The organism is Flavobacterium sp. (assembly GCF_044371705.1).
In the GTDB taxonomy this organism is placed as follows: domain Bacteria; phylum Bacteroidota; class Bacteroidia; order Flavobacteriales; family Flavobacteriaceae; genus Flavobacterium.
The window spans coordinates 1-14977 of sequence record NZ_JBILTE010000051.1 but is presented as its reverse complement, the minus strand read 5'-3'; the positions used below and the strand labels follow the sequence as shown (position 1 = coordinate 14977).

Here is a 14977-nt window from a genome sequence, read left to right as displayed (position 1 = left end):
CAAGCGGTTGTATCAGGGTACACCTTCACACTTTCAGTTTTGATAAAATCTGATCTTTTTTCTGTTTTTGCTTTTGCAGCAGCCTGAATATCCATCCATGTGTATCGGAACTGTAACTTGTTAACATCCATTGTACGCAATCCGTTGTAGGATTCGGCAGCCGGCAGGTACAAACTGTCCATAATCTCTGTATAATACTCATCGGGATATCTAGAAGTATCAGGGGCTAACCTCACCTCTCTGTTTAATCTTCTGCCTTCATAAGAATCAATGTCTTGAACACTATAATAGTTTTCATACATATATTTATCATACACCGACATTTTTTCAGGATCCGTGTCTTTAAAAGCATAGTCACCAATGGTTCCGCTACCTTTTTTTCCACTACCTTTTCCACCTGTTGACGCTTGACCCAATTCATCAGCATAAATAGCCAAACGAATGCGGATTGTTGAATCTTTTACCCACTCTACAAATTGGCGGTACTCACTATTTGTAATTTCTGTCTCATCCATGTAAAATGATCGTACAGTAACCGTCTTAGTTGGAGCATCCATGATGTTGGCTAAATCATCATCTGACTTACCCATTAAGTACGCACCACCCGGAATTAATGTCATTCCGTAAGGTTTTTCAGGATTCCATTTTTTACCTGGAACACCTACCAGCTCTCCTTTATCGCCTGAGCTACAACTAACTAGTAAGTAAAAAAATGTTGAAAATGCAATGAACTTCTTCATATAAATTTGGGTTATCATTTATTCAAATTTTGAGGCCGTAAACCTATTTATTATTTTTTAAAAAAACAATTATTTCATCTTAAATAATTCAGTGACCAAAACTAAAACAAATAAAGGTTAAAAAAAAATAATTTGTCGGCAAAAAACGAAAAGTATCGGCAAAACGTCCATAATAAGCTACTTTATAGGAATTACACTACTTAAATTGCAATAAAATTAACTTAGTGGTTTACAAAAATCCTAAAACATTAAGAAAAAAAATCACAAAACCATCTTTCTTTGTGCTTTCCACCATCGCTCCGGCAGTTCTTGGTCGCAAGCTCTTAAATAATCATCATACGAACAAGGTAACAACGAAATTCTTTTCATTTTATTATTAACATTTGTAGTAAAAGGAAATTCAATCCACCAACGCTCGGTTTTGATACTCTTAATAAATATAAGTTCCATATCGTCAACAGGCACAATATATCGCAGATAATTATTTGCATTAACCAATGGATTTTCTACCGTTCGGAAATTAAAACCTTCAACAAAATACCAAATAACTTGAGCGATTAGCATACTCTCTTGAGTGGTTCCATTGTGATTAAAAAGTCCAAAACACTTTACTTTATCACTAATTCCTGCATAACGAGCGAGCGAACAGATCTCTTTCCCATTAAAACCGTTAGGAACAAATGTATTAATATTTCCAGAATCTGCTGATTTTACTGAAGTTAAATCAAAAGTTACCAAATCGGCATCTCTAAAAACCGGTTCAGCGATACTTATCGTATTTGAAACATCTCCTAATCGGTAGGCATCAAAAAATAATTTTTCTACAAGATCAATTTCTTCCTGCGAATTATAATACGTTTGATAGCCAACGTTACTAAAGTTGAACAAATTATTTGGCTCGTTCACAATTATCTTCGATAAATAGGAGGTGGCTGTGTGCTTTACTTCATCATTACCTAAATCAAACCTGCCATCTACCGAAACAATATTGACCATTTGATCCAATTGATCAAAGGCACGATACATCGCATAGGTAATATCTTGACTACCTCCCAAAACAACAGGAAACACATGTTGTTTGATTAATTGTGTACATATTGCTGTAACAGCATAATAAGTGTCTTCTTGTTCATTTCCTTGCGGGATATCTCCTAAATCAATTAGTTCCGTATGCCAATTCCCCGGGTACAGACTATAAAACGTTTTTCTAATTTCAACTAAATCAACTGCTTTATTAACTTGGAGACCTCTGTTATCTAAAACCCCAAAAATAGCAATGGTTGCATTTTGCAAAACAGGAAACTCACTTTCTGTATGGAAAACAACTTTTTTTCCCAGCGATTGTGGTGGAAGTGTATTGATAAAATCAATCAATTCATTCGAAATAGGTTCCAAGAAATCAAATGCCATACTTTATTTCTTTTTTACGGTGGATTTCTTTGCTACAGTTTTCTTCGCCGCTGGTTTTTTAGCAGCAACTTTTTTAGCAGGTGATTTTTTTTCAATCAATTCCTGAACTTGTGCTAAGGTCATCTTCTCCGCATCAACGTCTTTGCTTAACTCAATCTTGATTTTCCCTTTGGTAATAATCGAACGACCCCAACGTGCCTTCTCTACTTTAATACCTTCGGCTTTCCAATCATGAATGACCTTGTCAACCTCTTTTTGCAACTTATCTTGAATCAATTCTTTTAAGTCAGATTGGGATAATTGATCAAAATTATATTTCTTACTTACATTAATAAACATATTATTCCATTTGATAAACGGACCAAATCTACCCACTCCTTTTTGTATAGGTAAACCATCGTACGTTCCTACAGGAGCATCTGCTTGCGTCTTTTCATCAATCAACACTTGTGCACGCTCCAAACTTACATCCAAAGGATCTTCGCCTTTTGGCAAAGAAATGAATGTTTTGCCAAATCGAACATAAGGTCCAAATCGACCGTTATTCACTTCTACTTCTTCTCCTTTATATGTACCCAAATTTTTTGGCAATAAAAACAAGTTCAATGCCTCTTCTAAAGTGATGGTCCCAATGTTTTGCTCCGTACCCAAACTGGCAAAAAGTTTATTATCATCTTCGCTGTCTCCTATTTGAGCCATGGGTCCAAATTTACCTAAGCGTACCGATACCTGTTTTCCCGTTTTGGGATCGATTCCTAATAAGCGTTCACCACTTTCTCTATCCGCATTTTCCTCAACATTTTTTACATTGGGATGAAAATGACTGTAAAAATCACGCATCATTTTGGTCCAATCTTCATTTCCTTCCGCAATTTCATCAAAATCTTGCTCTACTTTGGCTGTAAAATTGTAATCTAAAATAGTGGCGAAATTTTTCACAAGAAAATCATTTACTATAATTCCGATATCTGTTGGAACTAATTTTCCTTTGTCCGAACCGGTATTTTCTGTTAAAACTTGTGTTTTTAAATCGCTTCCTTTTAACAATAATTGGGTGTATTTTCGTTCCTGACCTTCAAAGGAACCTTTCTCAACGTAATTTCTATTAATTATAGTAGAAATAGTTGGTGCGTAGGTTGAAGGACGACCAATTCCTAATTCTTCAAGCTTTTTTACCAAAGAAGCTTCTGTATAACGACTCGGCGGTCGGGAAAAACGTTCGGTTGCACTAATATAATTATTAGCCAGTCGTTCGTTCACTTTCATTGCAGGCAACATTCCTTCTTGCTCGTCATCCTCATCATCATCACCTTCTAAATACACTTTCAAAAATCCTTCAAATTTGATTACTTCTCCTGTAGCGGTAAAATATTCCTTGTGAGCAGACGCCTCAATTTTAACGTTGGTTCGCTCCAATTCAGCGTCACTCATTTGTGATGCCAAAGTACGCTTCCAAATCAAATCGTATAATCGGGCTTGATCTCTATCTATATTTAAGGAGTGCCTCGACATATCGGTGGGACGAATCGCTTCGTGTGCCTCCTGTGCTCCTTTTGATTTACTGGTAAAATTTCTTGGTTTACTGAATTCTTTCCCATACGAACGGGTAATTTCCGCCTGAGCAGCTCCCATCGCTTCTTGTGAAAGATTCACACTATCCGTTCTCATATAAGTAATGTGACCGGCTTCGTATAATCGTTGGGCAATTTGCATGGTTATTCCAACCGGTAAATACAATTTACGTGCGGCTTCCTGTTGCAAAGTAGAAGTAGTAAACGGAGCCGCAGGTGTTTTCTTTGTAGGCTTTGTTTCTAAATCTGCTATTTTATAGGTAGAACCAATATTACTTTTTAAAAACTCTTCGGCTTGTTTTTGCGTTGAAAAATTCTTAGGTAATTTTGCTTTAAATGTTTTTCCTGCTTCGTTTGAAAATTCTGCTGTAATACTATAGGAACCTTCAGCTTTAAAATCTTGTATTTCACGTTCGCGTTCAACGATTAATCGAACGGAAACGGATTGCACCCGACCTGCTGATAAACCACCTTTTACTTTTTTCCAAAGTACAGGCGATAATTCATAACCTACCAATCGGTCTAAAACACGACGGGCTTGTTGTGCATTTACTAAATTATAATCAATTCCTCTCGGGCTTTCAATCGCCTTTTGAATAGCAGATTTGGTAATTTCATGAAAAACAATACGTTTGGTTTTTTTTGGATCTAATTTCAATTCTTCAGATAAATGCCACGAAATGGCTTCTCCCTCTCGGTCTTCATCACTTGCCAACCAAACCATTTCTGCATTTTTAGCTAACGTTTTGAGTTTGCTCACCAAAGCCTTTTTGTCGGCTGAAACTTCATATTTTGGTTTGAAATCATTGGCAACATCCACTCCGATTTCTTTTGAAGGTAAATCAGCAATGTGCCCGTAACTGGACTCCACCTGATAATCACTTCCCAAAAATTTCTCGATAGTTTTTGCTTTTGCAGGTGACTCAACGATAACTAAATTCTTTGCCATGTACGTTTTTGTTTGGGGCAAAAGTATGGTTTTTTTTTAATTTTAAAATTTTACTTCACTTTTTGAGCTATTTAGAGTTTAAGAATAGTGCGTATTTCATTGAAATAGTAAAGTATATTTTAATTTTCCGTCGTTCGATACTCTTCAAAATTTTGTGTTAAACATCATCTGCCATCTTGTCAGATTTTGAATTTTAGTATTATCTTTGCTAGCTGAATTGAGACAAAATCTATTTATGGAAAAGATTATTGAAGAACAAAAACAAGGAACCAGTTTGGTTCTGGAACAAAAAAAAGAAAATACAAAAAAACTATTCATAGAAAGTTATGGCTGTGCCATGAATTTTTCAGACAGTGAGATTGTCGCTTCTATACTAAATGACCAAGGCTACAATACCACTCAAAACCTGGAAGAAGCCGATTTGGTTTTGGTAAACACTTGTTCCATTCGCGACAAAGCTGAACAAACCATTCGTAAACGTTTGGAAAAATACAACGCCGTTAAAAAAATCAACCCAAGCATGAAAGTGGGGGTTTTGGGTTGCATGGCTGAACGTTTGAAAAGTCAATTCTTAGAAGAAGAAAAAATTGTAGATATGGTCGTAGGTCCCGATGCCTACAAAGACATTCCCAATTTATTAAAAGAAGTGGAAGAAGGTAGAGATGCCATCAACGTCATCCTTTCAAAAGAGGAAACCTATGGCGATATCTCTCCTGTTCGTTTGAACAGCAACGGTGTCAATGCTTTTGTTTCAATTACTCGTGGATGTGACAATATGTGCACTTTTTGCGTGGTTCCTTTTACTAGAGGCCGTGAAAGAAGTCGCGAACCCCAAAGCATTATTGGCGAAATAAAAGATTTATGGGAAAAAGGCTTTAAAGAAGTTTGTCTACTGGGTCAAAATGTCGACAGTTACTTATGGTACGGCGGTGGCTTGAAAAAAGACTTTGAAAAAGCTTCAGAAATGGAAAAAGCAACCGCAGTTGATTTTGCTCAATTGTTGGAAATGTGTGCCATTCAGTTCCCAAAAATGCGTTTTCGCTTTTCTACTTCCAATCCGCAAGACATGCACGAAGAAGTATTGCATGTAATTGCTAAATACCACAATGTTTGCAACTATATTCATTTACCGGTTCAAAGTGGAAGTACACGCATTTTAAAAGAAATGAATCGCCAACATACCCGAGAAGAATACATGGACTTGATTGACAAAATTAGAACTATCATACCCAATTGTTCGATTTCTCAAGATATGATTACCGGCTTCCCTACAGAAACAGAAGACGATCACCAAGACACTTTATCTTTAATGAGATATGTAAAATATGATTTCGGATACATGTTTGCCTATTCTGAAAGACCGGGAACATTAGCCGCTCGTAAAATGGAAGACGATGTTCCGGAAGGAATCAAAAAACGTCGTCTGCAAGAAATAGTCGATTTACAACAAGAATTGTCTTTGGAAAGAACACAACGCTTTTTAGGTCAAACCGTTGAGATTTTAATTGAAAAAGAATCGAAGAAATCGAATGCTCATTGGAGCGGAAGAAACTCTGAAAACACAGTGGCTGTTTTTCCGAAGGAGAATTACAAAGTAGGTGATTTTGTATTGGTTAAAATAAACGATTGTACAACTGCCACTTTAATTGGTGAAGCGGTAGGTTATTCTGAAGTGATGAATTAATTTTTGTTTCAGGTTTCAGGTTTCAAGTTTCGGGATTAACTTGAAACCTGAAACTTGAAACCTGAAACTTGAAACCTGAAACTTGAAACCTGAAATAAAACATGGAATCCGTACAAGCAATAAAACAACGATTTGAAATCATCGGAAATGATCCGAAACTCAATCGTGCTATAGAAAAAGCCATTCAAGTGGCACCCACCGACATTTCCGTTCTTGTAACAGGAGAAAGTGGCGTGGGTAAAGAAAGTATTCCTAAAATCATTCATTCGCTTTCCCACAGAAAGCACGGAAAATATATTGCCGTTAACTGCGGTGCGATTCCCGAAGGAACGATTGATAGCGAATTGTTCGGACACGAAAAAGGATCGTTTACAGGTGCCACAGGTGCCCGAGACGGATACTTTGAAGTGGCCGATGGCGGAACAATCTTTTTAGATGAAGTTGGCGAATTACCATTAACCACGCAGGTTCGTTTGCTTCGTGTCTTGGAAAACGGCGAATTTATAAAAGTGGGGTCTTCGCAAGTCCAAAAAACAAATGTGCGAATTGTAGCTGCAACCAACGTCAATATGTTTGATGCCATTGAAAAAGGTAAATTCCGTGAAGATTTATATTATCGTTTAAGCACGGTTGATATTATGTTGCCACCTTTACGCGAACGAAAAGAGGATATCCACCTGTTGTTTCGAAAATTTGCGGCCGATTTTAGTCAGAAATACAAAATGCCACCTATAAAATTAGAAGAATCCGCCATTGATTTACTGCTAAAGTATCGCTGGAGTGGAAATATTCGCCAGTTGCGAAACATTGCCGAACAAATTTCGGTACTTGAAACCAACAGAAACATCAGTTACCAAACATTATATTCTTATCTGCCACAAGAAGGTTCAAATTTACCGGCTGTTATCAAAGACAAAAAAGCAGAAAATGATTTTAGTAATGAACGTGAGATTTTATACAAAGTCCTTTTTGATATGAAAAGCGACTTGAACGATTTGAAAAAACTCACCTTAGAATTAATGCAAAACGGGAGTTCTAAAGTGCAAGAAGCGAATAAAAATCTAATTCAGAAAATTTACGGACAAAAAGAAGATACGGAAATTGATTTTGAAGAACCCAGAACAGCTATCATCCCTAAACAAAATGATTTAGATCAAGAAGAATTTGATGACGAAGACGACAATCAAGATTACCTTTTTGCAGAAACTGTAGAAGAAGAGGAAACATTGCGATTGGATGCCAAAGAAATTGAATTAATTAAAAAAGCACTAGACCGCAACAAAGGAAAACGCAAAGCTGCCGCGGATGAGTTAGGTATTTCGGAACGCACTTTGTATAGAAAAATTAAACAATTTGACCTTTAAAAATAGCTATTTCAAATGAAGAAAATCATAAAAAAAAGTTTCATTTTGCTGGTATTTATTTCGTTAAACGGATGCAAATACTACAACTTTACCGGAACCGGAAAAATTGATGCTGAAACGTTTCAGGTCAACTATTTTCAAAATAATTCCGAATTAATTGAACCGGGATTAGACAGAGATTTTACATTGGCTTTGCAAGATTTAATTCAAACGCAAACCAATTTGAATCTAACCAATTCTGGTGCCGATTTAATTTATGAAGGGGAAATTACCGGTTTTAGAATTACACCAATGTCTGCAACAGCTGATCAACGAGCCGCTCAAAATAGAGTAACCATGACCGTAAATGTTCGCTACACAAACACCAAAAAGGAAGAAGATGATTTTGAAAAATCGTTTTCCTATTTTTATGATTATCCGGCTGATCAACAGTTGGTTGGAACCACATTAAACACAGCAAAAGAGGAACTTTTTGAACGTATCACGCAAGATATTTTTAATGCTTCGCTAGCGAGATGGTAAAAGCTCGATGACAATTTTGAATAAACTTGACAGCATAAATTAAAAAAACTATATTTGTAGATACGCCTAATAAAAAATACTATTGAACGTAACAGAATTTACATATTTGCTAAATCATCCCAACGCGATTAATGAAAAGCAAGCCAAATCATTAGAAACTGTTTTGGACAATTTTCCTTATTTTCAAAGTGCTCGGGCATTACACTTAAAAGGTCTTTACAATCAAGATAGCTATAAATATAATTTTGCATTAAAAACCACTGCGGCTCACACCACCGATAGAAGTGTACTTTTTGATTTTATCACATCGGATGAATTTACCATAATTGAAAAAGATGTGTATCAAAAAAAGTTGGCCCAATTATTAAATATTGATGTCAATGAAAGTGAGTACGTTACGCAACTGCCCAACGATATCGAAAAAACGGACTATAAGGAACCTGAGATAATTGCTGATGAAGTAGTTGAATTTGTTTATGAAAATGGCTCATTTGAAGATGCAATTATCGATTCTACAAAGGAAGCTATTGATTTTGTCCCTGCAATTGCAATTAATAAAGAAGTCGTAAACCTTGAACCGATAGCATCTGAGCACAAATTTGAAATAGCAACGATTTCAGAAGTTGAAGAGCCTGTGATTGATACCGAAGAACAACTTTCCGATTCAAAAGAATTGGAAGCGAACTTGGAAATTGGAAAACCAATTACCTTTTTACAAAACGAAAAACATTCGTTTCAAGAGTGGTTGCAATTGGCAAGTTTTAAACCGATTGAACGTGAAGTTGTTGTTGAAGAAGTAAAAAAAGAAGCAATTGCCGTTAAAAATGAGTCTCCAATAGAAGATAAAGTAGTTAAAAAAACAAAAAAAACAGAGTTAATAGATAAATTTATCGAGAATAATCCGAAGATAACTCCTGCAAGAGACCTAGTTGACATCCAATTAAAACCTATAGAAATACCCGATACCACTCACTTAATGACCGAAACATTGGCAAGGGTTTACTTGGAACAAAAGAAATACCAAAAAGCAATTCAGGCTTATGAAATATTAATTTTGAAATATCCAGAAAAAAGTATTTTCTTTGCAGACCGAATTCAGAATATAAAAATTTTACAACAAAATAATCAATAACAATGGGATTTTCAGTTTTCTTAGTTTTAATAACAATCGTTTGTTTTCTACTTATATTAGTCATTATGGTTCAAAACCCTAAAGGGGGCGGTTTGTCTTCAACTTTAGGTGGTGGATCACAAATTGGTGGTGTTCAAAAAACAACCGACTTTTTAGATAAGAGTACATGGACATTAGGAATTGTGCTTATTGTTTTAATTCTTTTATCAAGCATTAGTGAGTTTGGTAATTCTGAAACAATTACAATCGATAAAGGCACGGTAGCTCCGATGAAAACTACGGAAATTCAAAATCCGGTGACCGCTCCAGCAGCAACTACTCCGGACGCAACAGTTCCGGCGGAAGCAACAACTCCGACAACAACTGAAGAAAAAAAATAAAATCAATTTTGTTTTATATAAAAATATCTCGATTGCTCGAGATATTTTTTTTTGACAACTATTGGAGGACAATCCATGAAAAAATGTCAGTTTTCATCAATTGGCACAATTTCTGACTGAAAGAAACCATCAAACTTTTATTTAAATAAAATATATAAATTATGTCAGTAAACATTAAACCCCTTTCAGATCGTGTTTTAGTGGAACCGGCTGCGGCTGAAACTACAACTGCTTCAGGCATCATCATCCCTGATACAGCCAAAGAAAAACCACAAAGAGGAACTGTTGTCGCAGTTGGAAACGGCAAAAAAGATTACACCATGACAGTAAAAATTGGCGATACCGTATTGTATGGTAAATATGCCGGCACCGAATTAAAATTGGAAGGTAAAGATTACCTAATCATGCGTGAGGATGATATTCTTGCGGTACTATAAAAATGGTTTCAAGTTTCAGGTTTCATGTCTGAATCCTGAAATAAAACTTTAAACTTTAAACTTTAAACAAAATTACAAAATGGCAAAAGATATTAAATTCGACATTGAAGCACGCGATGGTTTAAAACGTGGCGTAGACGCATTAGCTAATGCAGTAAAAGTAACTCTCGGACCCAAAGGACGGAATGTAACTATCAGTAAATCATTCGGAGGTCCTACAGTAACCAAAGATGGCGTAACGGTTGCAAAAGAAGTAGAACTAAAAGATCCTTTGGAAAACATGGGTGCTCAAATGGTGAAAGAAGTGGCTTCTAAAACCAATGATTTAGCGGGTGACGGAACAACGACTGCGACCGTTTTAGCACAAGCAATCGTTAAAGAAGGTTTGAAAAACGTAGCGGCCGGAGCTAATCCGATGGATTTAAAAAGAGGAATTGACAAAGCCGTTGAGGCCATTGTTACTGACTTAGGCAAACAAGCCAAAGAAGTAGGAAGTTCAACTGAAAAAATTAAACAAGTAGCTTCAATTTCTGCTAACAACGACGAAGTTATTGGTGAATTAATTGCTACTGCTTTCGGAAAAGTAGGCAAAGAAGGTGTCATTACTGTTGAAGAAGCCAAAGGAACCGATACCTACGTTGACGTTGTGGAAGGAATGCAATTTGACAGAGGTTATTTATCACCTTATTTTGTAACGAATCCTGAAAAAATGAATGTGGAATTAGAAAATCCGTTCATTTTATTATATGACAAAAAAGTATCTTCTTTAAAAGAACTTCTTCCTGTTTTAGAACCGGTAGCACAATCAGGAAAACCACTTTTAATAATTGCTGAAGATGTAGATGGTGAAGCACTATCAACCCTAGTAGTAAACAAATTGCGTGGAGCGTTAAAAATTGCAGCTGTAAAAGCTCCTGGTTTTGGCGACAGAAGAAAAGCAATGTTAGAAGACATCGCAATTTTAACCGGAGGAACAGTGATTGCGGAAGAAAGTGGTTATACTTTAGAAAATGCTACGTTGGAAATGCTTGGTACTGCCGAGAAGGTAACAATCGATAAAGACAATACAACATTAGTAAACGGAGCCGGAAATGGAGACTTGATTAAAAATCGTGTGAACCAAATCAAATCGCAAATGGAAACTACCACGTCTGACTATGACCGTGAGAAGTTACAAGAGCGTTTGGCTAAATTGGCCGGCGGTGTTGCGGTACTTTATGTAGGTGCTGCGTCGGAAGTAGAAATGAAAGAGAAAAAAGACCGTGTAGACGATGCTTTACACGCTACAAGAGCTGCAGTAGAAGAAGGAATTGTTGCAGGTGGAGGAGTTGCTTTATTGCGTGCTAAAAGCGTTTTAGTGGCTTTAAAAGCAGATAATGCTGATGAAGCAACAGGTATTCAAATTATTTCACGTGCAATTGAAGCTCCTTTGAGAACCATTGTTGAAAATGCTGGTTTAGAAGGTTCAGTTGTAGTTGCAAAAGTGGCCGAAGGAAAAGGTGATTTTGGTTACAACGCCAAAACCGATGAATATGTAGACATGTTGAAAGCAGGAATCATCGATCCTAAAAAAGTAACAAGAGTAGCTCTCGAAAATGCAGCATCTGTTGCAGGTATGATTCTTACTACGGAATGTGCTTTGGTAGAAATCAAAGAAGAAAACGCAGGAGGCGGAATGCCTATGGGTGGCGGAATGCCGGGAATGATGTAAAATCTTAAAATTCCAAATCACAAAATACAAATTCCAAATTTGGTTAAATAAAAAAATCCGTCTTGAAGAAATTCTTGACGGATTTAGTTTTTGCAATGGCCAGTTCCTCTTTTATTTATCTACTTTCTTTCGAGAAGATTTTGGATGATTAGACAAAGGTTTATGATTTTCCAAACCTACGATGGTTACACTTCCTCCCTCATGATGTGCTTCATAATTCTGTTTAAAATGTTCCAAGTTCTCCATTACCGAATGATCGACTAATGCCGTTTTTTTAAGACAAATACTCACATGGTAACCGGGAGGAATCTCCTCTAATTTTCTTTTAATTCCCAGAAAATTAGAGAAAATAGCAGCTTTATTAATTTCAACTTTATATTCATTGCCTTCAAAAGAAACAATGGTTGGAGCTCTAAAAAATGAAGAAATGGGAGTTCCATTCGCCATGTGTATTATCATTTTTAATAACATACCCGCTGCAATTCCCAACAGCAAATCTTCAAACAAAGTAACCAATACAGTTACAGAAAAAATCAACAATTGCTCCTTCCCAATATGTAACATATGCATAAACTCCCTAGGATGAGCCAGTTTAATTCCAACACTAATTAACATTGCTGCTAATGCAGCATTTGGAATAAGTTCCAATAAAGGTGCTGCCAAAAGTACAAATAGCAAAACAAAAAAACCATGAAAAAAATTAGCCCAACGAGTTTGAGCACCATTAATAACATTTGAAGAACTTCTTGCTACTTCTGAGATCATAGGCAGACCTCCTAAAAAGGCAGCAAACGTATTTCCTATTCCAACCGCTATTAAATCTTTATTAGCATTCGATTTTCTTTTATAAGGATCAGCCAAATCGATTGCTTTAACGGTTAATAATGATTCTAAAGTTCCAACCAATGCAAACATTATCACGTACTTAATAAATATCCCTATTTGATTAACTCCTGAAAAATCAACATTCCAATGAATATTCTCCATTAAACTACCTATTTTGACCAAAGCGTAAGGAGGTTCTGTATGTGCAAAATCCATCAATAATTCGGCAGGTATCGCAAAAAGCAACACAACTAATGGTGCCGGAATCATATTTATCGATTTGTTTTTAATAAAAGGCCAACCAAGCATAATTCCTAAACTAACCACTCCAATAAAAGAAGCCTTAGGATCTAGGTTAATGATGAATTTTGGAATATTCAAAAGCAATTCTACGGGCCCCATTCCTTTGGCTAAAGTTGGATTATCATTTAATAAAACCGGAATTTGTTTGGCAATAATGATGATTCCAATCGCAGCCAACATCCCGTGAATAGTTGAAAGCGGAAAGAAATCTGCTAATTTTCCTAACTTAAATACCCCAAATAGAATTTGAATAATCCCTGCAGCGACCATTGCTCCTAATGCAAGTTTCCAACCTAAATCGTTATTTCCTTGACCAAATTCTGCAACAGCACCTGCAACAATAACAATTAAACCTGCTGCAGGTCCTTTAATTGTTAAACGAGAACCCATAAAAAATGTGACAACAATACCACCTACAATTGCAGTAATCAGCCCCATAATTGGAGGGAATTCCGATGCTTTTGCAATACCTAAACTAAGAGGCAATGCCAATAAAAATACTATAAAACCCGATATGGCATCGGTTTTAAAGTTCTCTTTCAATCCTGCCAATCCATCGGCAGGAATATATTTTTTTACTTTTGATGTCATTTAAAATTTTTTAAGATGATTTGTACGGCAACTCATGATACGTTTTCACATGAGGGCCTAAAAATAAGCGGGCATAAATTCGTATTCCGGCAATTCCTGAAACCACAAAACTCGAGGCAACAAAGAATGCCAAAAGTAGTTGATCACTTTTGATGTGACTAAAAATCAAGTCTTCGCCAATAAATGTTGTAGTTATTGGGAAGCCTGTAATGCCTAAAGTTGCCAATAAAAAGAGAAAAGCAAACTTTGGATGTTCATATACATGTCCTAAATACTGACTGAATAAAACTCTCATTTCAATTTTTTTCAATTGCAATAAGGCGATGTACCCAACAGTTCCTGCGATGATTACTCCTCCTAAATAATAAGCTATTTCACTCACACTAACTTTATCGTTAAAAACAATAGCGAGTGCAATCCAAAAATGATTTAGCACAATAAGTATCCATGCCAAGAAAGGGCTTTTGCGTTCGGAAAATGACTTGAAAACAAAAACTAACCCGATAAAAGCAAACAATCCGGGTAAAACATTTACAATTTGCTCGGGCAAATCCTCTTTAAATTTATAAGCTAAAAATCCAACCATAAACAAAGGCACAAAAAAGAAATACACTCGTTTAATGCTTAAAAAATCCAATGTTTTGCCAATCGCTTTTAAAGGTCGCCAGAGGAAAAAATTCAAAAATCCTTCCAAATTAAATTCTTTCAATGCCAAAACATAAAGTGTATTCTCAATTTTTTGGGGCAAAAGAAAAAGGTACTTTTTAGGTTTTGGTTGAAAGTTATAAAACTGATCTCTGATCAAATAACTCACCACAGAGGGAGAAACCAACAATTGATACGTTCTTAGGAAAGCATTTCCTGCAAAGTGAATCAATGCTAAGGTTTCCAACCCGAGTGCGATTTCAATAAATATGATTCCTATTTGAGAAACAGAACTATAGGCAATCTGACTTTTTACGGAAGATTGTACCTTCGCCATTAATGATGCCGCAATACTTGTTGTTAAGCCCATCAAACCAATTGCCATTCGTACAACTGTTTGATGTTCCCAAAATGGATACGTTCGCAACATCAAAAAAACACCCAAGTGCACTGAAAGTGAACCGTAAAAAATGGCACTTGAGGGTGTTGGTCCTTCCATTGCTCTTGGTAACCACGAGGAAAAAGGAATCTGTGCCGATTTTGCGGCGGCCGCACACGCCAAACATAAGGCTATAAAGATGCCAATTAATGAATGATTTTGTAAATGCTCACTAACCAATTCATAATTATTCAGCTTCATGAATGTAATATTTTCATGAAACAAATGATGACTGGCCCACATGGCCAAAATGAAACCTACATCGCCAATTCTG

The 14977-nt window shown here is 36.1% G+C and carries 12 protein-coding genes; 7 read left to right on the top strand and 5 right to left on the bottom strand.

The genetic code is table 11. The features are described 5' to 3' along the window. The 3 genes from ACIQ2S_RS05350 to topA form a co-directional block, all read right to left on the bottom strand. Window positions 1-740 (bottom strand): SUMF1/EgtB/PvdO family nonheme iron enzyme (locus ACIQ2S_RS05350; protein WP_396173618.1); only part of this gene is annotated, 740 nt, incomplete at its 3' end. Between the two features lie 261 nt (window positions 741-1001). Next, the gene (locus ACIQ2S_RS05345) at window positions 1002-2150 is read right to left on the bottom strand and encodes a formimidoylglutamase (protein ID WP_396173616.1); all 1149 of its coding nucleotides are present in this window, start codon (window positions 2148-2150) and stop codon (window positions 1002-1004) included. A 3-nt stretch (window positions 2151-2153) separates the two neighbouring features. Further along, complete coding sequence (gene topA, locus ACIQ2S_RS05340) at window positions 2154-4670, bottom strand: type I DNA topoisomerase (RefSeq protein WP_396173614.1); 2517 nt, start codon at window positions 4668-4670, stop codon at window positions 2154-2156. Between the two features lie 235 nt (window positions 4671-4905). Between topA and miaB the strand changes: the two genes are divergently transcribed. The 7 genes from miaB (at window position 4906) to groL (ending at window position 11900) form a co-directional block, all read left to right on the top strand. Beyond that, entirely contained in the window at window positions 4906-6354 is a 1449-nt protein-coding gene (miaB, locus tag ACIQ2S_RS05335) for a tRNA (N6-isopentenyl adenosine(37)-C2)-methylthiotransferase MiaB (protein WP_396173612.1), read from the top strand. Between the two features lie 101 nt (window positions 6355-6455). Beyond that, the gene (locus ACIQ2S_RS05330) at window positions 6456-7718 is read left to right on the top strand and encodes a sigma-54 interaction domain-containing protein (protein WP_396173609.1); all 1263 of its coding nucleotides are present in this window, start codon (window positions 6456-6458) and stop codon (window positions 7716-7718) included. A gap of 15 nt (window positions 7719-7733) precedes the next feature. Then, the gene (locus tag ACIQ2S_RS05325; RefSeq protein ID WP_396173607.1) at window positions 7734-8240 is read left to right on the top strand and encodes an LptE family protein; all 507 of its coding nucleotides are present in this window, start codon (window positions 7734-7736) and stop codon (window positions 8238-8240) included. Window positions 8241-8322: 82 nt separating this feature from the next. Continuing rightward, the gene (locus ACIQ2S_RS05320; protein ID WP_396173605.1) at window positions 8323-9372 is read left to right on the top strand and encodes a tetratricopeptide repeat protein; all 1050 of its coding nucleotides are present in this window, start codon (window positions 8323-8325) and stop codon (window positions 9370-9372) included. Between the two features lie 2 nt (window positions 9373-9374). Next, window positions 9375-9752 (top strand): preprotein translocase subunit SecG, encoded by a 378-nt coding sequence (gene secG, locus ACIQ2S_RS05315; RefSeq protein WP_396173603.1) that lies wholly within the window; start codon window positions 9375-9377, stop codon window positions 9750-9752. A gap of 161 nt (window positions 9753-9913) precedes the next feature. Next, a complete protein-coding gene (groES, locus tag ACIQ2S_RS05310; protein WP_396173600.1) occupies window positions 9914-10189 on the top strand; it encodes a co-chaperone GroES in 276 nt (91 codons plus the stop codon). Between the two features lie 79 nt (window positions 10190-10268). Further along, entirely contained in the window at window positions 10269-11900 is a 1632-nt protein-coding gene (gene groL / locus ACIQ2S_RS05305) for a chaperonin GroEL (protein ID WP_396173598.1), read from the top strand. Between the two features lie 111 nt (window positions 11901-12011). Here groL and ACIQ2S_RS05300 read toward each other — a convergent pair whose 3' ends face one another. Together ACIQ2S_RS05300 and ACIQ2S_RS05295 are read right to left on the bottom strand one after the other, a co-directional pair. After that, complete coding sequence (locus ACIQ2S_RS05300; protein WP_396173595.1) at window positions 12012-13619, bottom strand: SulP family inorganic anion transporter; 1608 nt, start codon at window positions 13617-13619, stop codon at window positions 12012-12014. A gap of 10 nt (window positions 13620-13629) precedes the next feature. Continuing rightward, the coding region (locus ACIQ2S_RS05295; protein ID WP_396173593.1) for a proton-conducting transporter membrane subunit at window positions 13630-14977 on the bottom strand (1348 nt) is incomplete at its 5' end.

Bases quoted from the DNA above. Each gene is read 5' to 3' on its own strand.
- ACIQ2S_RS05300 (WP_396173595.1), bottom strand. From the start codon at position 13,619: ATGACATCAAAAGTAAAAAAATATATTCCTGCCGATGGATTGGCAGGA.
- topA (WP_396173614.1), bottom strand. From the start codon at position 4,670: ATGGCAAAGAATTTAGTTATCGTTGAGTCACCTGCAAAAGCAAAAACT.
- secG (WP_396173603.1), top strand. From the start codon at position 9,375: ATGGGATTTTCAGTTTTCTTAGTTTTAATAACAATCGTTTGTTTTCTA.
- miaB (WP_396173612.1), top strand. From the start codon at position 4,906: ATGGAAAAGATTATTGAAGAACAAAAACAAGGAACCAGTTTGGTTCTG.
- groL (WP_396173598.1), top strand. From the start codon at position 10,269: ATGGCAAAAGATATTAAATTCGACATTGAAGCACGCGATGGTTTAAAA.
- groES (WP_396173600.1), top strand. From the start codon at position 9,914: ATGTCAGTAAACATTAAACCCCTTTCAGATCGTGTTTTAGTGGAACCG.
- ACIQ2S_RS05325 (WP_396173607.1), top strand. From the start codon at position 7,734: ATGAAGAAAATCATAAAAAAAAGTTTCATTTTGCTGGTATTTATTTCG.
- ACIQ2S_RS05345 (WP_396173616.1), bottom strand. From the start codon at position 2,150: ATGGCATTTGATTTCTTGGAACCTATTTCGAATGAATTGATTGATTTT.
- ACIQ2S_RS05330 (WP_396173609.1), top strand. From the start codon at position 6,456: ATGGAATCCGTACAAGCAATAAAACAACGATTTGAAATCATCGGAAAT.